Source organism: Rhodanobacter sp. ANJX3 (genome assembly GCF_014200755.1).
Classification (GTDB): Bacteria; Pseudomonadota; Gammaproteobacteria; order Xanthomonadales; family Rhodanobacteraceae; genus Rhodanobacter.
On the sequence record NZ_JACHCM010000003.1, the window covers coordinates 592,327 to 616,185 of the forward strand.

At 63.1% G+C, this 23,859-nt stretch carries 24 protein-coding genes; 8 read left to right on the forward strand and 16 right to left on the reverse strand.

Annotation, left to right across the window (positions count from 1 at the left end; genetic code table 11):
- Window positions 1-93: 93 nt before the first annotated feature.
- Window positions 94-990, reverse strand: a complete 897-nt coding sequence (locus HDE76_RS11140; RefSeq protein WP_184507414.1) for a tetratricopeptide repeat protein — start codon at window positions 988-990, stop codon at window positions 94-96.
- Window positions 991-1,344: 354 nt separating this feature from the next.
- Between HDE76_RS11140 and HDE76_RS11145 the strand changes: the two genes are divergently transcribed.
- Window positions 1,345-1,524, forward strand: coding sequence for a hypothetical protein (locus tag HDE76_RS11145; RefSeq protein ID WP_179477764.1), 180 nt, complete (start codon window positions 1,345-1,347; stop codon window positions 1,522-1,524).
- A gap of 67 nt (window positions 1,525-1,591) precedes the next feature.
- On the opposite strand, the gene tfpZ is transcribed toward HDE76_RS11145, so the two are convergent.
- From tfpZ to HDE76_RS11185, 8 genes are all read right to left on the reverse strand, one after another.
- Entirely contained in the window at window positions 1,592-2,332 is a 741-nt protein-coding gene (gene tfpZ, locus HDE76_RS11150; protein ID WP_179477765.1) for a TfpX/TfpZ family type IV pilin accessory protein, read from the reverse strand.
- Window positions 2,333-2,484: 152 nt separating this feature from the next.
- Complete coding sequence (locus HDE76_RS11155) at window positions 2,485-3,870, reverse strand: sugar porter family MFS transporter (RefSeq protein ID WP_184507417.1); 1,386 nt, start codon at window positions 3,868-3,870, stop codon at window positions 2,485-2,487.
- A gap of 70 nt (window positions 3,871-3,940) precedes the next feature.
- The gene (locus HDE76_RS11160; RefSeq protein ID WP_184507420.1) at window positions 3,941-4,837 is read right to left on the reverse strand and encodes an SMP-30/gluconolactonase/LRE family protein; all 897 of its coding nucleotides are present in this window, start codon (window positions 4,835-4,837) and stop codon (window positions 3,941-3,943) included.
- Complete coding sequence (locus tag HDE76_RS11165) at window positions 4,834-5,601, reverse strand: SDR family oxidoreductase (protein WP_184507423.1); 768 nt, start codon at window positions 5,599-5,601, stop codon at window positions 4,834-4,836. The genes HDE76_RS11160 and HDE76_RS11165 overlap by 4 nt, the downstream gene beginning before the upstream one ends.
- A 46-nt stretch (window positions 5,602-5,647) precedes the next feature.
- Window positions 5,648-6,796 (reverse strand): galactonate dehydratase, encoded by a 1,149-nt coding sequence (gene dgoD, locus HDE76_RS11170; RefSeq protein ID WP_184507426.1) that lies wholly within the window; start codon window positions 6,794-6,796, stop codon window positions 5,648-5,650.
- The gene (locus HDE76_RS11175; protein WP_179477770.1) at window positions 6,793-7,425 is read right to left on the reverse strand and encodes a 2-dehydro-3-deoxy-6-phosphogalactonate aldolase; all 633 of its coding nucleotides are present in this window, start codon (window positions 7,423-7,425) and stop codon (window positions 6,793-6,795) included. Before HDE76_RS11175 ends, dgoD begins: the two co-directional genes overlap by 4 nt.
- On the reverse strand, window positions 7,422-8,351 hold the full coding sequence (locus HDE76_RS11180) for a 2-dehydro-3-deoxygalactonokinase (protein ID WP_184507429.1): 930 nt from the start codon (window positions 8,349-8,351) through the stop codon (window positions 7,422-7,424). Before HDE76_RS11180 ends, HDE76_RS11175 begins: the two co-directional genes overlap by 4 nt.
- Window positions 8,348-9,055: a FadR/GntR family transcriptional regulator gene (locus HDE76_RS11185; protein WP_184507432.1), complete on the reverse strand. Its 708-nt coding sequence runs from the start codon at window positions 9,053-9,055 to the stop codon at window positions 8,348-8,350. Before HDE76_RS11185 ends, HDE76_RS11180 begins: the two co-directional genes overlap by 4 nt.
- Window positions 9,056-9,316: 261 nt before the next feature.
- Between HDE76_RS11185 and HDE76_RS11190 the strand changes: the two genes are divergently transcribed.
- The 4 genes from HDE76_RS11190 to HDE76_RS11205 all read left to right on the forward strand — a co-directional run bounded on the left by HDE76_RS11190 (window position 9,317) and on the right by HDE76_RS11205 (window position 12,167).
- On the forward strand, window positions 9,317-9,769 hold the full coding sequence (locus HDE76_RS11190) for a MarR family transcriptional regulator (protein WP_184507435.1): 453 nt from the start codon (window positions 9,317-9,319) through the stop codon (window positions 9,767-9,769).
- Window positions 9,770-9,981: 212 nt separating this feature from the next.
- Window positions 9,982-10,542, forward strand: coding sequence for an isochorismatase family protein (locus HDE76_RS11195; protein ID WP_184507438.1), 561 nt, complete (start codon window positions 9,982-9,984; stop codon window positions 10,540-10,542).
- A gap of 2 nt (window positions 10,543-10,544) precedes the next feature.
- Window positions 10,545-10,874 (forward strand): hypothetical protein, encoded by a 330-nt coding sequence (locus HDE76_RS11200; RefSeq protein WP_184507441.1) that lies wholly within the window; start codon window positions 10,545-10,547, stop codon window positions 10,872-10,874.
- 6 nt (window positions 10,875-10,880) lie between these two features.
- Entirely contained in the window at window positions 10,881-12,167 is a 1,287-nt protein-coding gene (locus HDE76_RS11205) for an MFS transporter (protein ID WP_184507444.1), read from the forward strand.
- Here the strand turns inward: HDE76_RS11205 and HDE76_RS11210 are convergent.
- On the reverse strand, window positions 12,160-13,083 hold the full coding sequence (locus HDE76_RS11210; RefSeq protein WP_218862103.1) for a LysR family transcriptional regulator: 924 nt from the start codon (window positions 13,081-13,083) through the stop codon (window positions 12,160-12,162). The two genes, HDE76_RS11205 and HDE76_RS11210, sit on opposite strands and share 8 nt — an antisense overlap.
- Window positions 13,084-13,194: 111 nt before the next feature.
- Here HDE76_RS11210 and HDE76_RS11215 point away from each other — a divergent pair, with 111 nt between their 5' ends.
- Entirely contained in the window at window positions 13,195-14,733 is a 1,539-nt protein-coding gene (locus HDE76_RS11215; protein ID WP_184507447.1) for an MFS transporter, read from the forward strand.
- Window positions 14,734-14,819: 86 nt separating this feature from the next.
- Here HDE76_RS11215 and HDE76_RS11220 read toward each other — a convergent pair whose 3' ends face one another.
- Entirely contained in the window at window positions 14,820-15,941 is a 1,122-nt protein-coding gene (locus HDE76_RS11220) for an NAD(P)/FAD-dependent oxidoreductase (protein ID WP_184507450.1), read from the reverse strand.
- 83 nt (window positions 15,942-16,024) lie between these two features.
- On the opposite strand from HDE76_RS11220, the gene HDE76_RS11225 reads away from it, so the two are divergent.
- Together HDE76_RS11225 and HDE76_RS11230 are read left to right on the forward strand one after the other, a co-directional pair.
- Entirely contained in the window at window positions 16,025-16,699 is a 675-nt protein-coding gene (locus HDE76_RS11225; protein ID WP_221262385.1) for a TetR family transcriptional regulator, read from the forward strand.
- A 249-nt stretch (window positions 16,700-16,948) separates the two neighbouring features.
- A complete protein-coding gene (locus HDE76_RS11230) occupies window positions 16,949-17,686 on the forward strand; it encodes an ABC transporter substrate-binding protein (RefSeq protein ID WP_184507458.1) in 738 nt (245 codons plus the stop codon).
- A 112-nt stretch (window positions 17,687-17,798) separates the two neighbouring features.
- Here the strand turns inward: HDE76_RS11230 and HDE76_RS11235 are convergent, their stop codons facing one another.
- From HDE76_RS11235 to HDE76_RS11255, 5 genes are all read right to left on the reverse strand, one after another.
- Entirely contained in the window at window positions 17,799-18,494 is a 696-nt protein-coding gene (locus HDE76_RS11235; RefSeq protein ID WP_179477781.1) for a response regulator transcription factor, read from the reverse strand.
- Window positions 18,495-18,557: 63 nt separating this feature from the next.
- Entirely contained in the window at window positions 18,558-21,239 is a 2,682-nt protein-coding gene (locus HDE76_RS11240; protein WP_184507461.1) for a sensor histidine kinase KdpD, read from the reverse strand.
- 206 nt (window positions 21,240-21,445) lie between these two features.
- Entirely contained in the window at window positions 21,446-22,024 is a 579-nt protein-coding gene (kdpC, locus tag HDE76_RS11245; RefSeq protein ID WP_221262386.1) for a potassium-transporting ATPase subunit KdpC, read from the reverse strand.
- A gap of 8 nt (window positions 22,025-22,032) precedes the next feature.
- A complete protein-coding gene (locus tag HDE76_RS11250) occupies window positions 22,033-23,529 on the reverse strand; it encodes an outer membrane beta-barrel protein (protein ID WP_184507464.1) in 1,497 nt (498 codons plus the stop codon).
- A gap of 101 nt (window positions 23,530-23,630) precedes the next feature.
- On the reverse strand, window positions 23,631-23,840 hold the full coding sequence (locus HDE76_RS11255; RefSeq protein ID WP_179477785.1) for a hypothetical protein: 210 nt from the start codon (window positions 23,838-23,840) through the stop codon (window positions 23,631-23,633).
- Window positions 23,841-23,859: the final 19 nt, after the last annotated feature.

Genomic DNA, 23,859 nt, shown 5'->3' on the forward strand with positions numbered 1-23,859 from the left:
TCGCTGGAGCGAGCCGTATGCCCAACGTCAGCTGGTAATCCATGTTGGGCTTCGCTCGCGCTCAGCCCAACCTACCTCCTACATTTCGCCACTTCAGCTCCAGCTATCGTCGCCGCTGTCGTCAAACGAGCCGCCGTCGCTGTTGTCGTCCCAGCCGTCGTCGTTATTTCCCATATCGATCGGCTGGTTGCGCAGCTGGTCAAAGGCCTGATCCTGCGGATCGGGCGCGTTCGGCGCGAAGTTGTTGCCGGACTGGAAATCGCCACGCTGCTCTTCTTCGCGACGCTCATGATTTTCGTACGCGTTGACCGCAGCCGCACCCAGCACGCCGCCGGCGAGCCCGCCGAGAATGCTGCCGCCGATCCCCGATCCGCCCTGCGGACCCGGCTGATAGCCCGGCGGCGGGTACGGCCCGTTGCCGTACGGGTTCTGCGGGCCGGGCGCGCCATAACCCTGCTGGCCATAGCCCTGATTGCCGTAACCGGAGTTATTCATCGCGCCCTGCTGGCGGCGACGGAACCAGCCGAACAGCAGCACCACGATCACCGCGCCGATCACCCACGGCCAGATGCTGCCGCTGGAGCGCGGCTGGGCTGCCACAGGCTGCTCGACCGCCGCGTAAGGCACTTCGCGTGCGCTCGCTGCCGGACGGCGTACGCCGGTCGACGGCGCCAGGGCCTGATTCAACTCGGCCTCGAAACGGTTGAACTTTGCAGGGTCGGTAAAGCTGATCTTCGGATCGATCGTCTTGGCCTGACTGGCCTCCTTCTGCGCGTCGCCGATATTGCCCTCATGGGCGAGCACCTGGGCCAGCAAGTAGTGCGCCTTGGCGCTCTGCGGATGCTCGGTGATCGCCTGGCGCAGCTCCTGCTCGGCCAGGGTGTAATTGCCCTGCTGGATGGCCGCCTGCACTTCCTTCGGGCCGTCGGCGGCGAAGGCCGATCCGCTGACCAGAAGCACCCATAGTCCCGTCAACAAAAGCTTTTTCACGCGTTTCTCCGATGGCACGACCTGGCGGTCGACTGGTGATAAATCGGGCCGATTGGGCCGGAGCGCAAGGCTAGCATTGCGCCGTGGTTTCGCCGTTAAGGCAACGAGACGTCCTGCGCCGCGGTTCACACTCGCGTTAACCTTCGAAGCATCGACCGCCAGTGGGCGCAGAGACCTATCTGCGACACGAAGATATCGACGTACCCCGCACTGCAGCCACCAGGCGGGTGCCGACATCGCGGCATATAAAAGTTGCCCCAGGCGGGCGGCAGCAAGGCGGCACAGCGCTCTGGCAATGCACCGCCGGCTGGCTTACATTCTTGCCCTAAGCCATAAACATCCCGAGGACCAGCCATGGGCGCGACCGGACCCGTCAATCCCGACTTCGTCAACACCCCGCCCGACGTCAGCCACTCGCCCACGGGCATGCACCGTCCGCTGCATGGCGAATTCGATAGCGAAGAAACCGCCTATCAGGATGAAGTCCAGCACGACACCGCGCTACGCGAATCCGTGCTGCGCACGCCGCGATAGGCTCGGCAACCTGTAGCTCTGTGCTCGCCGCTTGCAAGGCCGCTACACGCACTCTGCGTGACGATGGCTAAGCGTCGATAGGCAGCACGGCGATCGGACGCTTGGTCACAGGCGACATGATCGCGGTGTAGGTCGTGTCCTCGCGCTGGAGCGGCAGCGCCAGCAGCGTCTGCGAAGGTTCCGACGCCTGCAAACGACGAAGATAAGCCCGTTGGGAATCCGTGGCGTTCTTGAGCGATGCCAAGGGCCTGGCATGTTTCATCACCGCATCGATTGCCTGATCGTAAGTCACATAATATTGGGGCAGCCGATCGATATCCTTGCCGGTCTGCATGACCTTGAGTGCAAAATCGCCGAGCGATACGTCTTTTGGCGTGAGCGCGCCCACCAGCACGGGACCGTTCAACGAACGCTTGCGGAACTCGGGCCTGTCGCCCTTGGCCAGATCCGCATCGCTGAGCTGCTGGGCCGAGACCATCACCAGTCTATCCACTTCGGCGACGATGAATACCGGCCGTGCATCGGTAATCACGTGCACGCCGTAGCTCAAGGCGGCGATCTGCAGTATGCCGATGACGGTGAGATCCAGCCGCAACAGTTTGCGCGCCTTATGACGATTCACCACCAGCAAGGTCAAGAGTGGCCCGATGCAGATGTCGACGCCCAGCAGCAGCAAGATCAGCCGGTTCGCCCCCGCCGCGGAAAAATACGGCGAAGGGAACCAGATGAAGTAGAGCCAGGCCAGCATCAACACCGTCAACACGATGCTTATCGACAGATGAACGGCAGCGGCTTTCCAGCGATTCATAGGGCGAAAAGGACTCGAAGCGGGCGCACGAAATATACGACGCCTGATCAAGAATTGCTTGCACCTCATCCAGCTGAGCAGGCGGTTTGCCGACAAAAAACGCCGGCGCGAAGCCGGCGTTTTCTAACCGTTGGTGTAGGGCGGATAGAAGATTACCGCCCAATCGCACGCAACGGCTTGCCGGCCATCAGCCTGGTTTCGATCTGTTCCAGCGTCACGCCTTTGGTCTCAGGCACGAGCCAAAAGGTGAGGCCGATGAAGATCACGTTGAGCGCGGCGTAGAGCCAGAACGTGTTGGCATTGCCGATGCCGTTGAGCAGGCTGAGGAAGGTCAGGCCGACGATGTAGTTGCCGACCCAGTTGGTGAAAGTGGACGCGCCGATGCCAAAGTCGCGGCCTTTGAGCGGCTGCACTTCCGAGCATAGCGTCCAGATCAGCGGACCCGCCGACATCGCGAAGCCGACAATAAAGAGCAGCAACATGCCCACGGTAAAGTACTGCTCGCCTTTGCCGTTGATGCCCATATGCATCATCGCGCCAACCACGCCCAAGCCAAGCGCCATCACCACAAAACCCGCGTAGAGCATCGGCTTGCGCCCGAGACGATCGACAAAGCCGATCGCAATGAAAGTAGCCAGCACGTTGGTGAGACCGACGATGGCGGTAAACCACAGCTGCGCGTGGGTGTCGTAGCCCATCGTCTGGAAGATCTTCGGCGCGTAGTACATCACCACGTTCATGCCGGTGAACTGCTGCATCAGCTGCAGCAGTACGCCCAAGCCGACCGAGCGACGAAAATTCTTGTTCTGCTGAAACAGATGCCAGCCGAGCTGTGGCTGCTTCAACTGTTCTTCGATGTCGGCGATCTCGTGCTCGACGATACCGTCGTCACCGCGCAGACGCTTGAGCACCTTGATCGCGTCGGGTTTGCGACCGCGCATCATCAGCCAACGCGGGCTATCGGGCAGAAAGAACACGCCGAACAGAAACAGCACGCCTGGGATGGCAATGATGCCAAGCATCCAGCGCCAAGCGCCTGCGGCGCTGAAAGCCAGATCGGAAAGGAACGCCACCAGAATACCGGTGGTGATCATCAGCTGATAAAGCGAAATCATCGAACCGCGAATTTTCTCCGGCGCCACTTCCGCCAGATACAGCGGCGCCGTAAAGGTTGCTATACCGATCGCCAGGCCGAGCACGATGCGCGCCAGAATCAAGGTGATCGGCGACCAGGCGAACGCGCACAGCAGCGAGCCGAGGACGAACAACACCGCGCCGGCGATAAGCGATTTTTTTCGGCCAAGTGCCGAGGACATCCACGCGGCACCGAGCGCGCCGATGGCCGCACCGAGCATCATGGCGCTGACGATCCACTCCACGGTGTGGTCGTCGATATTGAAATCTTTCTGGATGAACTGGGTGGCGCCGGAAATCACGCCGATATCCAGACCGAACATCAGGCCGGCCAGCGCCGCCAGGATGCAGGTAAAAATAACCGTCGTTCGGGCGACGGCTTGCGGTGACTCAGAAGTGTTCATGGTTTTATTCCTGAAGAGGAAAGCGGATGGGGACGCCGGATCGGATGACCGCAAAGCGCATCATCCGGCGTCATCCGTCACGATTCGGTGTACCGGCAAAGCGCGACTCGCGCAGGCCGGTCATGCCGACGTCGACGGTGAAGAGGTAGCCGGCCTGAGGATCGGTGGCGAGTTGTTCGGCCGTGAGGTCTTCGCTGGCGCTGGTGACGAATAGCGTGTCGAGTTTTGCGCCGCCAAACGCCGGCTTGGTCGTCTGCGCGGCCGGCAGCGCGATGATGCGATCCTCGCTGCCGTCGGCCAGGTAACGCACCACCCGGCCCATGCCCCATTGCGCGTTCCACAGCGCGCCCTCGGCATCGACCGTGGAGCCGTCGGGCACGCCGCTCATACCGGTGAGGTCGACGAACAGGCGTGGCTCGCCCAGCGTGTCGCCGTAATCGCAACAGTAGATCTTGCGCGTCGGCGAATCGCAGAAATACATGCGATCGCCGGCCGGGCTGAAGGCGATGCTGTTGCTGATCGCCACGTCGGGCAGCGGCAGCCGCTGCAGGCTCAGATCGCGGTTGAGCCGATAGAAGCCGCCCACGGCCTGCTTGTCGCCCTGCGCCGGCTCGTGCAGCGTGCCGAACACGAAGCGACCCTGCCGATCGCAGACGCCGTCGTTGCTGCGCGTCGGCAGTTCTTTTTCCACCGCGTGCAGCTCAATCAGTTCACGCGTGTCGGGATGGAAGAAAGCCAGCCGCGAGGCCAGCGCCAGCAGCAGCCAGCCATCGGCTTCGCACAACGCGAACGAGGCGAGCCGCTCGGGCATGTCCCAGTGCAGCACGCGGCCATCGTCAGGATGCAAACGCCACAGCTTGCGCCCGCCGATATCGGTCCACCACAGCGTCTGCAGGCGGTCGTCCCACAGCACGCCTTCGCCCAGCTCGTGCGGCACGGCGTGTGCAACGGTCGGCGCTGCGCTCATACCCAACCTCCATCGACAATGAAATCCTGGCCGGTGCACATACGGCTGTCGTCGGCCGCGAGAAACAGCGCCGCGCGCGCCACATCGGAAGGCTCCAGATGTCCGGACAGGCACTGGCCGCGCTTGATCGAGGCTTCGCCCTCGGCATCGAGCCACAGCGTGCGCTGCTTCTCGGTGATAACCCAGCCGGGCACCAGGCAGTTGATGCGGATGTGCTGCGCGCCGAGCTCACGCGCCATGCCGTTGACGAAACCGCGCACCGCGGCCTTGGCCATCGCATACAGCGGGAAGGCGCCATTTTTCCTGATCCAGCTGATGGAACCCATGCAGATGATCGAGCCACCGCCCAGCCGTTGCATATCCGCCATCACCGCCTTGGTGACAAAGACCTGGTGGCGCAGATTGACGGCAATATTGCGCTCGAAGAACGCCTCATCCACGTCGTCCAGGGCATGGCGGCCGTCATTCGCCGCATTGTTGATGAGCACCGAGAACGGACCCACCGCGCTACGCAAGGTGTCGATGCTCCGTGCCAGCGCATCGAGGTCGGTGATATCGCCATGCTGGTACGTCGGCGTGTGCGCCACGTCTGCGAGCGACTCGATCAGCGCGGCTGCCGATGCATCGTCGATATCGATGAAGCCGACGCGCGCACCCTGCCGCGCGAAGTGTTCTACCAACGAGGCGCCGATGCCGCTGGCGCCGCCGGTAATGAGCACGCTGCGATCGACAAGGCTGGGGTAATTGGCAAAACGTGCCGTCATGATGGGTTTTCCATAAAACGAAGAGGGCGTAAGGCGCAGGCGATGCTTACCACTCCGCGACGCTACCGTCGGCGTGCCGCCAGATCGGGTTGCGCCAGCGATGGCCGACCGCCGCGCGCTCGATCACATAGGCCTCGTTGACCTCGATACCGAGGCCGGGGCCACCGGGAATGGTGACGTAGCCGTTCTCGTAGGCGAACACGCTGCGATCGGCCACGTAGTCGAGCAGATCGTTGGCGGCGTTGTAGTGGATGCCGAGGCTCTGTTCTTGGATAAAGGCGTTGTGACAGACGGCGTCGAGCTGCAGGTTCGCCGCCAGCGCGATCGGGCCGAGCGGACAATGCAACGCCAGCGCCACGTCGTAGGCTTCGGCCATCGCGGCGATCTTGCGCGTTTCGGTGATGCCGCCGGCATGCGAGGGGTCGGGCTGGATGATGTCGACGCCACCGCGATCCAGCACGCGCTTGAAATCCCAGCGCGAATACAGCCGTTCGCCGAGCGCGATCGGCGCTGGCGAAATAGCGGCCAGCTCGGGGATGCATTCGAGGTATTCCGACAGCACCGGCTCCTCGATAAACATCAGCTTGTACGGCGCCAGCTCGCGCATGAGCACTTTGGCCATCGGCTTGTGCACGCGGCCGTGGAAGTCGACGCCCAGGCCGATGTTCGGGCCCACCGCATCGCGCACCGCCTGGACGTTGGCCAGCACCTTGTCGACCTTGTCGTGCGAGTCGATGTACTGCATTTCCTCGGTGCCATTCATCTTGACCGCGGTGAACCCCCGGCCTACCGCATCACTGGCCGCGCGCGCGGTGTCGGCCGGACGATCACCGCCGATCCACGAATACACGCGGATGCGATCGCGTACCGGACCACCCAGCAAGGTATGCACCGGCACACCGAGATGCTTGCCCTTGATGTCCCACAGTGCCTGGTCGATGCCGGCGATCGCGCTCATCAGAATCGGACCGCCGCGATAAAAACCGCCGCGATACATCACGCTCCACAGATCCTCGATGCGGCCGGGGTCCTTGCCGATCAGGTAATCGGACAGCTCTTCCACGGCGGCGGCGACCGTTTGCGCGCGCCCTTCCACCACCGGCTCGCCCCAGCCGACGATGCCACTGTCCGTTTCGATTTTCAGAAACAGCCAGCGCGGCGGCACGAGATACGTTTTCAGGCCGGTGATTTTCATGCCGCGTACGTCTTCGCCTCGGCCCATGCCTGGGCGAACTTCTTCGCGCGCTCACCGGTTTCCGCCGCGCTGCGACCGGGCGCATACAGCGCCGAGCCGATGCCGAAGCCGCGTACGCCGGCGGCCACGTATGGCCCCATGTTTTCCGGCGTGATGCCGCCGACAGGCAGCAAGGCCAGATCCTTCGGCAGCACCGCACGCCAGGCCTTCACCACGGCGGGGCTGATGTGCTCGGCGGCAAAGATTTTCAGCGCGTCGGCACCGGCATGGATGGCGGCAAACGCTTCTGTCGGCGTGGCGATACCGGGAATGCAGAACAGGCCGTGACGCTTGGCTTCGGCAATCACCTCCACATCGCCATGCGGCATCACGATGAGCTGGCCGCCGGCGGCCACCACCTGGCCCACCTGCGCCTTGCTCAAGACGGTGCCTGCACCGACCAGCGCGCGATGGCCAAAGGCCTCAGCCATCAATCCGATGCTGCGCATCGGGTCGGGGGAATTGAGCGGCACCTCGAGGATGCGAAAGCCCGCATCGAGCACGGCATTGCCGACGTCGACAGCCTCGTCCGGGGTGAGGCCGCGCAGTATCGCCACCAGCGGCAGCGGTTCGAACCAGGGATCGATCATCGGGAAACTCCTGCAGAAGAATGAGACGTAGTGGCTCCCGGCAGACCCGCCGCGCGTGCCAGCCACCAAAGCCCGGCGGCAGCGGTATCGTCGACGGCGGGAGCCAGCGCGATGGAACATTCGGCCGCGGCCAGGCGGTAGCGCGCGCACAGCGCCGCGTCACCGATCAACCACAGCGGCTGGTCGGTGGGCATGCGCCGGTCGGCTCGCATCGAGCGAAACTCCTCTCCGATCAGCAGGCCGGAGAGATAGTCGGGAATGGAGGCCGGTTGCAGATCGCCGTCGAGCATGCGTGCGCGCGTGGCAAATAGACGGCTCAAGACACCGGCGGCACCGCTATCGCGCGCCTGCCGCACGCCGTCGAGAAAAGCGTCGCCGTCATCGAACACGGCTCCGGCATCGACACCGGCCGCAAGAATGGAATGCTGACGCAATAATGCAAACAGCTCGCCGGTCATCAGCGTGCAGAAATCGACCACCCTGCCCTGGCGCAGCGATACCCACTTGCTGTGGGTGCCGGGCAGCAGCACCGTGGCGTCGGCGGCGGTCGGATGAAGCGCCATCAGGCCCACAATCTGGGTTTCCTCACCGCGCATCACGTCCGGTCCGCGCGGATTGCGCAGGCCCGGCACAATCGTCAGGCCGTCGGCGGTCTCCAGCGCGCCGGCCAGGTCGTCCCCGCCGGCGGGCAGATCAAGATAGGCGACCTCGCGCCAACCGCTGCGGCTGCCGATCATGCCGGACGCAATGCGGGTCAGCGCCGGCCAGCCCTGGGTTACGGCCTCGAGCGCCCCGGCAAAGCCGCTGTCCGGCAGCTGCCGGATACCCCAGGGCTGTCGGCGCGTCTCCAAGACCGTGCCGTCGGCATCCATCCGTATGGCGCGCAGGCTCGACGTGCCCCAGTCCAATGCGATCAACCCGCTCATGCCACTCCTCCCGTGTGTTGAAGATGGCGCCGTGAATCGTCGACCATTTTCTGCATGGCCATGCGGGCTTGCGGGGCGCTGCGCTTGCGAATCGCGTCGTAGACGTTGAAATGGTGCGGCAGCGAATATTTGAAATCGTCCGACGCGCGCGCGGAGAGCAGAAAGAATCCGTGCAGCGCCGTGGCAATGACGTTGAAGAGCGAGCTCATCAGCTCATTATTCGCCGCGTTCAGTACGGCACTGTGAAATTCTGCGTCGGCTTTGGCCCATGCATCCCGATCGCCAGCCGCCGCCATGGCCTGATAGGCCGCGGCGATGGCGGCGAGCTGATCACGATCGCGCTTTTTGGCGGCGGCAGCGGCAGCGGCGGGCTCGATGATCTCGCGCATCTCGACCAGCTCGGCAATAAAGGCCTGGGTCGGCATGGTGGCGAAGCGCCAGCCCAGCACGTCGGCATCGAGCTGATGCCAGAACCGTCGCTCGCGCACGCGCGCCCCGGTTTTCTGGCGGCTTTCGATCAGGCCTTTGGCGCCGATCACCTTCATCGCCTCACGCAGCGCGGAACGGCTGACAACGAGCTGGCCGGCCAGCAGCTCCTCGCTCGGCAGCGCGTCACCCGGCGCCAGCGAACCGCCTACGATCAACCGACCCAACTGGTCGACGACCTGCCGGTGAACGTTGGGTTGCGAAGCATCGGGAGGCATGGCGCTGGCTCGAATCCATTTGTACGACAATATAGTTTTAGCACAATCGACAGCCCAAAAGCTTGCGGCCGCGGCCATCGCCGTAAGACAAACCGCTCGGTGCGCGGGATGGATAAGCGCATCCCGGCCGACCGATGCGTCCACTTTTCCCCGCAGAATATTCCATCGCGGCATCCGCCGCTTGACAGCGAGCCCATGTAGGACGATGATCCAAATAACAAGTTTAACTTTGTAGTTTTTCTTTTAATCCGAGGCAAACGCATGGGCGATCCGCAGCACACGGACGAGGCCGCCAGCGCACTGGCGTTGGCCAGCGAGATGCGCGTCGTGATCGGCCGCCTGAATCGGCGCCTGCGTGAACTGGCACACTCCAGCGATCTCACCGCCTCGCAAAAATCGGTGCTGCTGCATCTGGAACGCGAGGGCTCGGCGTCGATCACGGCGCTGGCGAAGGCCGACGGGGTGCGCCCGCAGTCGATGGGCGCCACGGTCTCGTCGCTGCAGGCCGCGGGCCTGATCGCCAGCGCACCGCATCCCACCGACGGCCGGCAAACGGTTCTTTCGCTGACCGCGAACTGCCGAAAATTGATGAAGGCCGGTCGCGCGGCACGGGAGGACTGGCTCTGCCGCGCCATCAGCAGCAAGCTCACCGCAAAGGAGCAGGTGAAGCTCGCTCAAGGCATCGCGTTGCTCAAAAGGTTGAGCGAGGAATAGGCGCACATCTTCGCGCGCCCTATATATCGGGCTGAGCGCAGCGACTGTGGAGGCAGGATGCCGTAACGAACATTTGCGAAGCGAATGGCCCGAAGGGCGGCGCGCAGGAGCGCGCCGTATACGCAACGTGTCTGGCCCGGCGGTGTTGGGCATCGCTTTGCTCAGCCCAGCTTACGCCACATTCGCCATACAAGACTTCCAAGGAGAACCCCATGCCGCTCACCACGCTGGACAAGCACACCGCGCTGATCGTGATCGATCTGCAAAAAGGCATCGTCGGCCTGCCCACCGCTCATCCCATCGACGACGTGATCGGCAACGCTGGCCGCCTGATCGAGGCCTTCCGCCGGCACGATCTGCCGGTGGTACTGGTCAACGTAACAGGCGTGTCGCCGGGCCGCGTCGAGCAGTCGCGGCTGCGCGGCGAGTTCCCTGCCGGCTGGGCCGATCTCATTCCGCAACTGAATCCGCAGCCGCAGGATCACCTGGTGACCAAACAGACCCGCAGCGCATTCACCGGCACGGACCTCGATGCCTACCTCAAGCAGCGGGGCGTCACGCAAGTCGTGGTGGTCGGCGTCGCGACCAGTTCCGGCGTCGAATCGACGGCTCGGCATGCCTACGAAAATGGCTTCAACGTCACGCTGGCGGTCGATGCCATGACGGATATGAGCCTCGACCATCACACCCACAGCATCACGCAAATTTTCCCGAGAATCGCGGAAACCGGCACCACCCAAGATGTCATCGATCGACTGGAGAGGAGCGCCTGATCATGCCATGGACCCACTATATCGCCTGGTTCTTCGGCGGCGCCTTTCTCGCCAACGCCATCCCGCATTTTGTCAGCGGCATGCTGGGCCGCGCCTTCCAGAGCCCGTTCGCCAAACCGCCCGGTCGCGGACTGTCTTCGTCCACGGTCAACGTGCTGTGGGGATTCTTGAATCTGGTCTTCAGTTATCTATTGCTGTGTCACGTCGGCGAGTTCGACCTGCGCGCTGCCGACGACGCCATGGCACTCGGCCTGGGCATGATCCTGATGGGCGTGATGATGGCGCGGCACTTCGGGCGCTTTCACGGCGGCAATGCGACGGTCGCCAAGTAAATCTGGATGAAGGGTACGTTCCGTTCGCTGCACAATCCCAATTACCGGCTCTGGGCCGGGGGCGCGATCGTGTCCAATGTCGGCACCTGGATGCAGCGCACCGCCCAGGACTGGATCGTGCTGACCCAGCTGACTCATCACAACGCGACGGCTGTCGGTATCGTGATGGGCCTGCAGTTCGGACCGCAGCTGCTGATGCTGCCCTTCAGCGGCTTTGCCGCCGACCATCTGGACCGACGCAAACTGCTGCTGGCCACCCAGGCATCGATGGGTTTGCTGGCGCTTTGCCTGGGCCTGTTGACCGTCACGGGGCTGGTACAGCTGTGGCATGTATATGTATTCGCCTTCCTGCTCGGCTGCGCCGCCGCTTTCGACGCGCCGGCGCGACAAACCTTTGTCTCCGAACTGGTGGGCGAGGACGATCTATCCAACGCCGTGGGTTTGAACTCCACCTCGTTCAACGCGGCGAGGATGATCGGGCCCGCGGTTGCCGGCGTGCTTATCGCCGGCGTCGGCACGGGATGGGTCTTCTTGATCAATGCCGTTTCGTACGCCGCCGTGATCCTCTCGCTCTGCCTGATCCGGGTGGACACGCTGCATCGCGGGGAGCGCGCCGTGCGCAAACGCGGCAGCCTGATCGAAGGCTTTCGCTATGTGTGGCAACGCCCCGATCTGAAATCCGTGCTGTGCATGCTGCTGTTCGTCGGCACCTTCGGCCTGAACTTTCCCATCTTTATTTCCACCATGTCGGTGACGGCATTTCACGCCGGTGCCGGCGAGTACGGATTGCTGACGTCGACGATGGCGATCGGCTCCGTGGTCGGCGCGCTCCTGGCGGCCCAGCGCGCCAAAGCCCATGCCGCACTGCTTTTTTCGGCGGCCGCGGTATTCGCCTTCGGCCTGGCGTTCGCCGCGCTGATGCCAACGGTGTGGCTGTTCGGTGTGGCCCTGGTGATTGTCGGCATTGCTGCGCAAACCTTCACCACCACGGTGATCAGCACCGTGCAACTGAGTACAGCGCCGGCGATGCGTGGCCGCGTGATGGCGATCGTCATGGCCATCGCCCTGGGCGGCACGCCGATCGGCGCCCCCATCGTCGGCTGGGTCGCGGATACGTTTGGCCCCCGCTGGGCCATGGCCGTCGGCGCCAGCGCAGGTTTGGCCGCAGCGTTGGTAGGGGTGCGCTATCTCACCAAGTATCGGCAACTGCGCGTGCGCTTCAGCGAGCGGCGCATCCGTTTCAGCGTGGCCGATGCCAGCGCGTTGAACGATTCGCACTCGGCGATCACGTGAGCCGCGCCCCCTTGAAAAGCCGCGAAGAGACGAAATCGACAAAAACGCGAATCTTCGGCGACAGCTGACGGCTCGATGGCCAGATCACGGAAAACTGCCCCTCATCTTTCGGCAGGGGCAGCGATACCATTTCAAGCAGTCCTTCCGCGATGGCGTCGCTGGCGAGAAAGTCCGGCATGTAACCCAGACCGAGGCCTTCGATGGCCAGCGCGCGAATCGCTTCCATATTGCTGCAGGTGAGCATCGACAGCTGGCTTCGCTGCGGCGAAGCGGCGTTATCCGGAAACGGCCAGCCGCGAATTTTTCCGCTGGTGGGAAAACGAAACTGCAGACATGCGTGATCGGCCAGGTCCGCGATTTTTTTTGGCGCGCCATGTTGCGCAAGGTATTTCGGCGCCGCGCAAAGCACGAAGCGAAATGGGCCGAGGTGCTTGGACATCAGTCGCGAATCCGGTAGATCGCCACTGCGGATCACCGCGTCGAAGCCATCCTCGATGATATCGACCAGCCGATCGCTGAAGTCGAGATCGAGTTCGATCTGCGGGTACAGCCGCTGAAACTCGGCCAGATGCGGCACCAGAAAGCGATAGCCGATGGTCGGCAGACTCACGCGTAACCGGCCACGCGGCAATTCGGCCGACTGCGAAAGCATCGATTCGGCGTCGTGCAACTCATCGAGCACTTTGCGGCAGCGCTCGTAGAAAAGCTCGCCCTCGGTGGTCAGTCTGACGGTTCGCGTGCTGCGCTGGAACAGCCGTACACCGAGCGCCTGCTCGAGCGCGGCGATGGTCTTGCCTACGGCAGAGGCCGACACACCGAGAATGCGGCTAGCGCCCACAAAACTGAGGCTTTCGGCGGCCTGCACAAACGTTGCGACGCGCCCCAGGCTTTCGATCGACTTATTCAAGCGATTCATTCCGCAGTGTGAGGATATTTAGGCTGATTATTCTCGATTGACGCTTCTATAGCATGTATTGGGCACGCGCCGATCAACCAGCGCCGTCTTTTCATCGACCGGAATAACGTCATGTCCAGCTCATTGAGTGTCGCTTCACCGAAAGCCTCACGGCTAATACTCGCCGCGGTCTGCCTCGCCGCCCTGATTCTGCCGTTGAGCTTTTCGGCCGGTGCAATAGCCACGCCGATCATCGGCAGACAGCTCGGCGGAAGCAGTACTAGCCTGATCTGGATTACCAATGCTTTCATGCTGGCTTTTGGTAGCACGCTGATGGCCGCCGGCGCTCTCGCCGACGCCTATGGCAGAAAGAAACTCTTTGCCATCGGCGTCGGTGCTTTTGCAGTGCTTTCGCTGCTGCTGGCCGCAGCCCCGTCCGTGTTATGGATCGACATGCTGCGCGCGCTGCAGGGGCTTGCCGCTGCAGCCGCGCTGTCGGGCGGATCTGCGGCGCTTGCCCAAGTGTTCGACGGCCATGCACGTACGCGAGCTTTCAGCATGCTGGGAACAAGTTTTGGCACGGGTCTCGCTTTTGGCCCGATATTGGCCGGTTTTCTTATCGCTCATGCGGGATGGCGTTCGATATTTTTATTCATTGCAGCGGTGGCTGTCGCCGCATTCGTTTTCGGCGTGCCGCGAATGCAAGAATCGCGCGACCCGCAGGCGGCCGGATTGGATATGCCGGGCGCGCTGACTTTCACCCTGACGCTGGTGCTGTTGACCAGCGGCATCGTCGAAGCCACCGATCATGCGTTGACGAGTCTCGCCGTGGTTGGCCCGCTGCTCGCATCGACGATTTTTGCGACGCTATTCGTGGCGATCGAACGGAGGGTGCCTCGTCCGATGCTCGACCTGGCGCTTTTCCGCTATCCACGTTTCGTCGGCGTGCAGGTGCTGCCGATCGGCACCTGCTACTGCTATATCGTACTGCTGGTGCTGCTTCCGCTTCGATTTATCGGCGTCAACGGTTTGCATGAAACGGATGCCGGCATGCTCATGCTCGCCTTGTCGGCGCCGATGCTGGTCGTGCCGACGTTCGCCTCATGGCTGACTCGCTGGCTCTCGCCCGGCCTACTTTCCGGCACCGGCCTGCTGATCGCAGCGGCGGGTCTCTACCTGCTCAGCCGCGTCGCCATTCGCGAAACCAGTGGCGAGCTGGTGTTGCCGATGCTGCTGATCGGATGCGGCACCGGATTGCCCTGGGGACTCATGGATGGTTTGTCGATAAGCGTGGTGCCCAAAGAGCGTGCAGGCATGGCCACGGGAATTTTCAGCACGACCCGCGTCGCGGGAGAGAGCATTGCACTGGCGATCGTTACGGCGATTCTCAGCGTGTTGACGCAGTCCCGGCTCGCTCGTCTACTGCCCGATCGGCACGCGCACGATCGTTCGTCGATCCACGAGGCCGCTGCACGCCTGTCGTCCGGCGACCTTGCTCATGCTGTTCTGCGATTACCCGATCTCGGCGCCGCGATGCTGGTTACGCAATACGGCGAGGCGTTCCGAATACTTCTCCATCTGCTGGTTGTCGTGACGCTGATTTCGTCGCTCGTCGTTTTTACCCTGCTGACCAGACCAAAAGTGCCGGACGTACGAGATTCGGTCGACTGAACTCTTAAGATGTCAGGGTGAATTTGTGAAGATGGGAATCGATGTACCCGAGCAGGTTGAGTGACGAAGAACGGACGGTGGCGGCATCAACGATGTGCCGCCGCGAGGAAGTCGGTAAGGCTGAAGGGAGCGTGCGCGCCCAGGCAGAGGTCCAACATCCGGTGCGCGTCCACGGCCGCGACCTTGCTGCGGGGGAACATCGCTGTTTCGTATGCGGCTAATGCGGCCTCGACATCGTCAGAATGGGCAGCGATGGCCAGGCCGAGTTCGGCTCCGTCGAGCATGGCCAGGTTTGCGCCGTCGCCGGCTGGCGGTGACAGATGGGCAGCGTCGCCAAGCAGCGTCACGCCGGGGGTGCGATCCCATCGATGGCCGATCGGCAGTGTGTTGATCGGTCGCAGGACCGGCGAAGTGTCACTCCCGCTGATCAACGTGGTCAGCGGCGAGGCCCAGCCGTCGAACTCCGCTCCGATCCGCGCCTTAGCAGTCGCGGCGTCGCTGAAATCGATGTCGGCGAACCAGGAAACCGGGCGCATCAACTGAACGTAGGTGTGGAGTACGCCTCCCGGCTCCCGATGCGCGGTGATGCCCTTGCCGGGCTCCAACGCAAACATGCCCCCGGCGCCGACCGCCGCTGCGGACGCGGGGAACCGCCGATCGACATCGTGCAGGTAAGTTTCGACCAAGGACACGCCGACGTAGGTGGGCTCGGCGTCCGAGAGCTGCGGCCGCACCTTCGACCAAGCGCCATCGGCGCCGACCAGCAAGTCGGCCTCCACGCTTGAGCCGTCGGCGAACGTCAGTTCGTGGCTTCCCGCCCTCGTGGATATCAGTCTGTCGAGCTTGCATCCCCACCGGATCGTGCCCGCTGGCAAGGAGTCGACGAGGATTCGCCGTAGCTCCCCTCTGAGCACCTCGGGACGCCTGCCATCTTCCGGCTGGTCGAGCAGCACGTTGCCCATCCGGTCGAGCGCACGCATGGCGTCGCCGCCTTCATGGATAATCGCGCGGAACGCGTCCGTCAGACCGGCTGCAGCGAGCGCGCGCTGGCCGTCATGCTCGTGAATATCGAGCTGGCCACCTTGGGTGCGGGCTTGGGCCGAAGCCTCCGCTTCATAGACTGTGGCGCGGATACCGTGGACGTGGAGCACGCGGGCCAGGACCAAACCACCTAGGCCTGCGCCGATGATTGCGATGGAATGGGTCATAACTTCGCCTCAAAGCACGACTGGAACAGTGTTCCATTTATAGCACTGGTTGGAACAGTGTTCCATACATGCCACGATACCGCGTGCCCAAACGACTCAAACAAACCGCGCATCGCGCTGAAGCACTTTCAAAAGCGCGGATTGTCCGGGCAGCGATCGAGATCCTCGATGCCGAGGGGGAAGCTGCACTGACTTTTCGGGGATTGGCCGCGCGGTTGGCGACAGGCAGCGGGGCGATCTATTGGCATATCGCTGATCGGAACGGCCTTCTTTCGGCCGCGACCGAGGATGTTCTCGCTCCCGCCTTGGTAGCGGTGGGCGAGGAAACAGATTCAAAAGCCACTATCCGAGCTATCGCGCTCGGGGTATTCGACACCATCGACGCCCATCCCTGGGCCGGTGCGCATCTTTCTCGCGAGCCGTGGCATCCCGCGATCGGCGAGATCTTCGAACACATCGGCGGACGACTGCAGGCGATCGGTGTCCCTGCCGACGCGCAATTCGACTGCGCCTCCGCGCTGACGAGCTATATCCTCGGCGTGGCCTGCCAGAATGCGGCCAACGCCCGCCTGCTTCCTCGCGAGACGGATCGAGGGGACTTCCTTACGGCCATGACCGCACGGTGGACGCAGGGCGACCCGGATTCACGGCCGTTTTTGCGGCAGGTGGCGGCGCAACTGCGCGACCATGACGATCGCCAGCAGTTCCTCGCCGGCGTGGACCTGATTTTGTTGGGGGCCTGCGTCAAGCCAGCTTGACGGATTTGACCTCGCTGCCATCGTGTTCCCTTTGCGAGCGTTGCCGGCCAACTCGTTGTCGTCCAGTTCGCGTTCGGATGCCGCTCATCAGCACGAGTATTTTCGGATATTCATGACCGGACTCTTTCGAAACCGAAAAAAATTTGCAGCACCTTTCCGCAGATGGCAACCATGCATATCGGAGGCGGGCCTTATAAAGCGCCGACAGCATAAGCTCGCAGCCCGCGAACCGCGTATTCGGATAAAGCCATGAAGCCAGACAGCACGACCAGGGCAAGCCTTGCGCCTCATCACCGCCTACGCGCCTCGATCAATCTGGGCAATCCCATCCTTGCCGGCACCGATCCGGTCACGGGAAGACTACGCGGCGTTTCCATCGACCTCGCGATGGAAATGGGGCGACGTCTGGGTGTCGACGTCGAACTGATTGCGTTCGACACGGCAGGCAAGTCGGTACAGGCAGTGGCCGAAGAGAACGCCGACGTCGGTTTCTTCGCCATCGATCCAGCACGCGGTGCGAGCATCGCGTTCACCGCGGCCTATGTACTGATCGAGGGCTTTTATCTGGTCCGCGAAACGTCCCCCATAAAAACCAACGCCGACGTCGATCGACCGGAGCATCGTGTAGTCGTTGGACAGGGCAGCGCCTACGATCTTTTTCTGAGCCGTGAACTCAAGCATGCGCAGATCGTCCGCGCCCCGAGTTCACCGGCCGTCGTCAGGACATTTCTCGAGCAACAGCTCGAGGTCGCCGCCGGCGTCAAGCAGCAGCTGGAGCAGCAGGCCGCCGGAGAACCTGGACTGCATTTGTTGCCCGAGCGATTCATGGTGATCCAGCAAGCGATGGGTACGCCCAAGAGCCGCGGCGACGAGGCCGCGCTGTTTTTGCGGCAATTCGTCGAAGAGATGAAAGCCTCAGGCTTCGTGGCCGATGCGCTTGCCAGACACGGCATCAACGGCGCGTCGGTGGCGCCGCCCAAAGAGTAAGTGTCTCAGGCATTGGTAGGTTGGGATGAGCATTAGCGGATCCCAACATCGCGGCGCCAACATGTTGGGGGTCGCGTGCGCTCAGCCCAACCCACGCCATCTGCGACGTTGCTCAGCCGACGCCGAGAAAGCGATAGCCGACTCCGGGTTCGGTTTTCAGCCAGCGCGGGGCGGCGGCATCGTCGCCGAGTTTCTGGCGCAGCTTGCCCAGCACGATGCGCAGGTAGTGAGTGTCCTGCACGTGGGTAGCGCCCCACAGTTCGCGCAGCAGCTGTTGCTGCGTGACGACGCGGCCGGCATGGCGCAGCAGCAGCGCGAGCACGGCGTATTCCTTGCGCGTCAGCGATAGCAGCGCACCGTTCAGATGCACTTCGCGCCGCGCCAGGTCGATGATGAGATGGCCGTCGTCGTAACGCTGTTGGGTCGCAGGCTCTCCGGGGCGACTGCGTAGCAGCACGCGCAGTCGCGCCATCAGCTCCTGAATGCCGAAGGGCTTCGTCACATAATCGTTGGCACCGGCATCGAGCGCGCGCACTTTTTCCTTTTCCGCATCGCGCACGGTCAGCATCATCACCGGCACCTGCGTCCACTGACGCAGCTCGGCCAGCACGTCGTGTCCCTCGCGATCGGGCAGGCCAATATCGAGAATCACCAGATCGGGCGACTGCGTCACCGCCAGCGCCAGCCCTTCCGCCGCGTTGGCCGCGAGAAACACCTCGTAACCTTCCGCGCGCAGGCCGATATCGAGGAAGCGCCGGATCTGCGCCTCGTCGTCGATCACAAGAATGCGTGGAGAAGCCGAGGTCATGGCAGATTGATCGTCATAAGGTCATGGCAAAGCATTTCGCGCGAATCCACTGGCGAGCCAGCGTCACGGCTCCGAACCCGGCGGCGCCGGCAGCGGCAGGCTGATACGGATGGTGGTGCCGATACCATCGCCTGGCAAGGCCTCGACGCTGCCGCCGTGCGCGCCGATCATGCCGCGGCAAATCGCCAGTCCAAGGCCGGTGCCCTGCGGTGCGCGATCGCCGCGCGACACGGAATAAAACATATCGAAGATCTGCGCGCGCTCGGCCTCGGGAATACCGGGGCCGCGGTCACTGACGTCGATCAGCAGGCGTTCGTCCTTCGTCTGCACGGTGACGCGCACGGCTTCATCGGCCGGCGAGAAGCGCGCCGCGTTCTCCAGAATGTTGAACAGCGCCTGCTCTATGAGCGCCGGGTGCACGTACAGCAGGATGGGCTCGTGCGGCGTCACTGTTTCCACGCGCAGATCGGGAAACAGCTTGCGCAGGCGCGTGATAGCGGCCGCGATGATCTCGCTGCTGTCGGTCCAGTCGCGGCTGAGCTTGAGCGTGCCATGGCCAAGCCGGGTCATGTCGAGCAGATTCTGGATGTAACGATCCAGCCGCTGACCTTCGCCGAGAATCGATTGCAGCAGCTCGGTGCGTTCGGCCTGCGGCAGCTTGGCCTCATAGCTTATCAGCGTGCCGGCGGCGCCGATCATCGAGGCCAGCGGCGAGCGCAGATCGTGCGAAACGGACGACAGCAGCGCATTACGCAGGCGCTCGGTTTCGCCCTGCACGCGCGCACCCTCCAGCTCGTCAGACAGCCGCGCGCGCTCCAGCGCCTGACCGATGTCCTGCGCCATCGCCAGCGCCAGGCTGCGGCGGTCGGCGTCGGGTTCGCCCTCCTTCGGATCAAAACGCAGAGCCGCTACGCCGAGCGGGCGTGCCTCGGTGCCCAGCGGCAGGATCCAGCACGGCGCCGCATTCAAGGTGTCGGTAAAACGGCCGGCCTGTTCGCCGTGATGATCGCTCCAGTCGGACGCGGCCATATCCTGCGCGGTCAGCGCGTACTCCCGCGGTGCACTGGCCACGACACGCAGTACCTGGTCGGCGTCACGCGCAAGCATCGAGGCGTCGCAATGCAGCGCCTGAGCCAGTCCCTTGCTGCCCGCATCGCGGATGCCGCCGGCATCGGTACTGGTACTCAGCTGCTGACCCAGAGACAGCAATGCGCGGGTCTGCGCATGCGAGGCGCGCAGTGACTCCACCTGACTGGCCAGACGCGTGGCCAGACGGCTGCAGACCAGCGCGGCCACCAGGAACAGCGTAACGGCCAGCACATCGTCGAAATTGGCGATTTCCAGCGTATAACGCGGTGGCGCAAAGAAGAAGTTGTAGCCAAGAAAACACAAGATAGCCGTATAGACGGCTACCGTCATGCGGGTACGAACCGCCACCACCAGCACGGCAGTGAGAAAAATCAACGACAGATTGGCAACCGAAAGATAGCGATCGGCAATGAACGAAAGCCCGAATGCCACGAAGGTGGCCAGCGTCGCGTAGACATATTCGCTGCGGCTGCCGCGATCGCGCGGCAGCTTCAGGCGTCGGCGTGCCTTGGCCCGTTCGGCCGGCGTGGCGATGATCGTCAGCTCCATATGCGCGCCGCGACGCAATAGCATCTGGGTCAGCGAACGACCCAGCATGCGCGCGATCGGACGTTCGCGTGTACGGCCGAGAATGATCTGGCCCACGCCCTCGCGATCGGCATGGGCGAGCAACTCGTCCGCGATCGAATGGCCGCGCAGGATGATGGTTTCGCCACCGAGCCGACGCGCGAGCCGCATCGCCGCGTCCCGCTGCTCGCGTCTTGCGGGATCAAGCCGAGCACCCGTATCGACGTAGGCCACGCTCCACGGCGCGCCGCGACGTTCGGCGATGCGCCGCGCCACACGGACGAGGTAATCGCTTTGTGCATGGCCATCGATGGCCGCGAGCACCCGACGCCGCACGGTCATGGCGCTGCCGCGCGCCAGCATGTGCTCGCGCAGATCGCTGTCGACGTGATCGGCGATGGTGCTCAGGGCCAGCTCGCGCAGCGCGGCGAGGTTGGTGGGTGAGAAGAACGCATTGAGCGCGGCGGCCGCCGTCTCCGGCACGTAGACCTTGCCCTGCTTCAACCGCGCGATCAGCTCGCGCGGCGGCAGATCGATCAGCACGATGTCGCGCGCGTGATCGAGAAAGGCATCGGGCACGGTTTCGCGCACGGTGATGCCGGTGATGCGCTGCACCTGATCGTTGAGGCTTTCCAGGTGCTGCACGTTGAGCGCGGTGTAGACCTCGATGTCGGCGTCGATCAGCTCGGCGATATCCTGCCAGCGGCGCTCGTGCCGGCCGCCGGGCAGGTTGCGATGGGCCAGCTCGTCGACCAGCAGCACGGCCGGCTTGCGCGCCAGCGCGGCGTCCAGATCGAACTCGCTGAACTCGCGGTCGCCGCCGTTGAACGATTCGTAGCGCACGGCCCGACGCGGCAACACCTCCATGCCTTCGAGCAGAGCCGCCGTTTCGGCGCGGCCGTGCGTTTCCACCAGGCCGACCACCACGTCGACGCCCTGCCGCTTCAGCTCACGCGCGGCGGAAAGCATGGCGTAGGTTTTGCCGACGCCGGGCGCGGCGCCGAGAAAAATCTTCAGCCGGCTGCCCTGCTCCTGCTGCGCGGTATTGAGCAGCGCATCGGCACGAGCGTCACGGGAGGATTCGTTCATGCGGTGCCACTCCGGTTAGAACACCCCTCGAACGTCGGGGTGTCCGCACATCTTCAGTATCAAGCATGCCAGCGTGCGCCGGATAAAACGAGGACGGCGAAAGGCTCAAAAAAACGCGGCAAGCCACCGCGACAACGCCGGATGGTCTCGCCTCGCGACGGCGGCCCGACAAACGCGTGCCACCGCCCATTCAACGACTCGATGCGTCAGCTGCCGTGCGGCGCGTCGAGCGCCAGGTTGAGCTTGAGCACGTTGACCCGCGGCTCGCCGAGGATGCCCAGCGTGCGACCGCTGGTGTACTCGGCGACGAGCGCCTGCACCTGCGACACGCTGAGCTTGCGCGCCTGCGCCACACGCGACACTTGATACTGTGCCGCTGCCGGCGAGATTTCCGGATCGAGGCCGCTGCCCGAGGCGGTGATCAAGTCCACCGGCACCGGCGCCGTGTTGCCGGGATCGACCGCGTGCAACGCGTCGATGCGCTGTTTGATCGTGTCGATCAGCGCCGGATTGCTCGGGCCGGTGTTCGAACCGCTCGACGACGCCGAATTATTCGGGTTCGGCGACGTGGCCGATGGACGACCCCAGAAGTACCTGGCATCGGTGAACGATTGACCAATCAACGCGGAGCCGACCGGTTTGCCGTTCTTCTCGATCAGGCTGCCGTTGGCCTGCCCGGGAAATATCACCTGCGCCAAGCCGGTGGCGAGCAGCGGATAAGCAATGCCGGTAATAACCGTCATCAGCAGCAGCATGACAATGGATTGACGCAGTAATTTGCCCATAATGTTTCTCAGTAGTGAATGATGGCGTCGAGCAGCGCCACGGTCTGGCTGCTCTTCTTGCCTTCGTCATAGGCCGGAAGATCGTAGGAGTGCTCGTAGCGAAGCTCCGGACGAATCTCCAGGTCCTGTGACACCCAATGAGTGACGCCTACCGTGTGGCTGGTGTAGCGAGTGGCGAAACCGGTGCGCTGACCCTTCTGGTCGTTGTAGAACTCGTTGCGGAACGACAGCATGTTGCTCGGGCTCAGTTCGAAGTTCAGATAATTGACGATGCCGTATTCGCCCGCCTTGCCCGGCAGCGGCGAGGATCCCGTGATTCCCGGCGTTTCGCCCGGGCCGAAGCCGGGCACGTTGCGGCCGTACATGTAGTAGGACTCGGTGAGCATATGGAAGCTCTGACTGAAGCGATGGCCCCAGGTCATCACGTACATCTGCACGTTGTTGTAGTTGTAGTCCGACTCGTTGAAATTATTGACGCAGGGGTAAAGCATGTCGTCGTTGCTTTTGGAAACCCAGCGTACGCAGGCCTGCAGCGACGGCCGCGCAGCCGAATTCCAGATTGCCGTATCGTTGCTGCCGTTGACGCCAAGCTGCACCGTCCACTGGTTATTGAGCTTGGTCGTCGTCATCACACCCATCTGGGTGTAGGGATCGACGGTGTACAGAATCGAGTGCGTGACCAGATAGTTCTGCGGCGAAAACTGTGCTTCGATATCCGGCAGCGACAGCCAGCGGCCGAAACGTATCTCCATGCCCTGCGCGACCGAAGGGATATACAGGTCGTAGTAAAAAAGCATCGGGTCGTCACCGTAGATCTTCCCCGTCAGCGGTTCGTTGGCGCCGGCCGGATTGTTCAACAGCTGATTGCTGAAAACGCCCTTCATGGTGGTGAAGTGGTAGTCGTAACCGTACAGGTTGGAGATGTCGAAGCCCCAGTCGACATGATCGGTCTGCACCGTGTCGGGCACGCGCTCGATATTCAGCACCCACTGGTTGAACTCCAATCGGTTCGGCCGCGTGGCGTACGACAGCGGATAGTTGCTCGTGTTGGAGGTACTGGCGTTGGCCGACGGATTGATCCAGCCGAACACCTCGATGCGGTTGTTTTTCATCCACTGCCCGAAGGCCGTGCAGGACAGCGCTTTTTCCAGCGGATACTGCGAGTTCGTATCCGGCACACCGATCGGCGCGTCGACGCCGCCCAGCTGCCATTCGGAGTTGGGAAAAGGCGGCGAGTCCAGCGGCGCCGGCATGGCACGACGCGGCGTGGCAGGCGCGTTCGGATCGGCCGGCTCCGCGTCTTCGCGATAGGCCGCCGCAAAACGGCTCAAAAAGCCGACCGAACAATCGCCGCTCGATACCTTGGCCGTCGCCGGAGCGGACATGGCCGACTGCGAATCGGAGTTGAGCGCCGCGTCGGACGAGGCGTTGACCGTGGCCATCGCCTGACCGACCGGCATCATCGCCACGAGAATCGCGCCGGAAAGAAGTTTTTTGTACTGCATAAAAGTCAAAGCCCCTGCAACTGCGGTCCGTGCCGGACCAGACTGGTGGTGAAATAGGTGAAATAAGTGAGTGGTGAAGTGTGTCGCGGTAATTCTTTTGATCAGATGCCGGCGTAACCGCCGAGCTCGTATTCGTCGTTGACCGCGCTCAGCGGGTTGACGCTGACGACCGCTGGCTTGGCCAGGTCGACGCGTGTGCCCGCGGGCAAGGCGATAACGACTTCGCAGTCCGAATCATTGGCCGACAGGCGCAGCTCCATATCGGGATGGGTTGCGTCGGGTAGCGAGACAGAAAGCTTCAGGGTTTGCATCGACAGACTCCAGAGAGAA

Coding starts and splice junctions, on each gene's coding strand:
- HDE76_RS11250 (WP_184507464.1), bottom strand. CDS start 23,529: ATGCAGTACAAAAAACTTCTTTCCGGCGCGATTCTCGTGGCGATGATG.
- HDE76_RS11210 (WP_218862103.1), bottom strand. CDS start 13,083: ATGAATCGCTTGAATAAGTCGATCGAAAGCCTGGGGCGCGTCGCAACG.
- HDE76_RS11185 (WP_184507432.1), bottom strand. CDS start 9,055: ATGCCTCCCGATGCTTCGCAACCCAACGTTCACCGGCAGGTCGTCGAC.
- HDE76_RS11165 (WP_184507423.1), bottom strand. CDS start 5,601: ATGACGGCACGTTTTGCCAATTACCCCAGCCTTGTCGATCGCAGCGTG.
- HDE76_RS11235 (WP_179477781.1), bottom strand. CDS start 18,494: ATGACCTCGGCTTCTCCACGCATTCTTGTGATCGACGACGAGGCGCAG.
- HDE76_RS11240 (WP_184507461.1), bottom strand. CDS start 21,239: ATGAACGAATCCTCCCGTGACGCTCGTGCCGATGCGCTGCTCAATACC.
- HDE76_RS11155 (WP_184507417.1), bottom strand. CDS start 3,870: ATGAACACTTCTGAGTCACCGCAAGCCGTCGCCCGAACGACGGTTATT.
- HDE76_RS11160 (WP_184507420.1), bottom strand. CDS start 4,837: ATGAGCGCAGCGCCGACCGTTGCACACGCCGTGCCGCACGAGCTGGGC.
- HDE76_RS11175 (WP_179477770.1), bottom strand. CDS start 7,425: ATGATCGATCCCTGGTTCGAACCGCTGCCGCTGGTGGCGATACTGCGC.
- HDE76_RS11145 (WP_179477764.1), top strand. CDS start 1,345: ATGGGCGCGACCGGACCCGTCAATCCCGACTTCGTCAACACCCCGCCC.
- HDE76_RS11195 (WP_184507438.1), top strand. CDS start 9,982: ATGCCGCTCACCACGCTGGACAAGCACACCGCGCTGATCGTGATCGAT.
- HDE76_RS11200 (WP_184507441.1), top strand. CDS start 10,545: ATGCCATGGACCCACTATATCGCCTGGTTCTTCGGCGGCGCCTTTCTC.
- HDE76_RS11205 (WP_184507444.1), top strand. CDS start 10,881: ATGAAGGGTACGTTCCGTTCGCTGCACAATCCCAATTACCGGCTCTGG.
- HDE76_RS11220 (WP_184507450.1), bottom strand. CDS start 15,941: ATGACCCATTCCATCGCAATCATCGGCGCAGGCCTAGGTGGTTTGGTC.
- HDE76_RS11255 (WP_179477785.1), bottom strand. CDS start 23,840: ATGCAAACCCTGAAGCTTTCTGTCTCGCTACCCGACGCAACCCATCCC.
- dgoD (WP_184507426.1), bottom strand. CDS start 6,796: ATGAAAATCACCGGCCTGAAAACGTATCTCGTGCCGCCGCGCTGGCTG.
- HDE76_RS11215 (WP_184507447.1), top strand. CDS start 13,195: ATGTCCAGCTCATTGAGTGTCGCTTCACCGAAAGCCTCACGGCTAATA.
- HDE76_RS11230 (WP_184507458.1), top strand. CDS start 16,949: ATGAAGCCAGACAGCACGACCAGGGCAAGCCTTGCGCCTCATCACCGC.
- tfpZ (WP_179477765.1), bottom strand. CDS start 2,332: ATGAATCGCTGGAAAGCCGCTGCCGTTCATCTGTCGATAAGCATCGTG.
- HDE76_RS11190 (WP_184507435.1), top strand. CDS start 9,317: ATGGGCGATCCGCAGCACACGGACGAGGCCGCCAGCGCACTGGCGTTG.
- kdpC (WP_221262386.1), bottom strand. CDS start 22,024: ATGGGCAAATTACTGCGTCAATCCATTGTCATGCTGCTGCTGATGACG.
- HDE76_RS11180 (WP_184507429.1), bottom strand. CDS start 8,351: ATGAGCGGGTTGATCGCATTGGACTGGGGCACGTCGAGCCTGCGCGCC.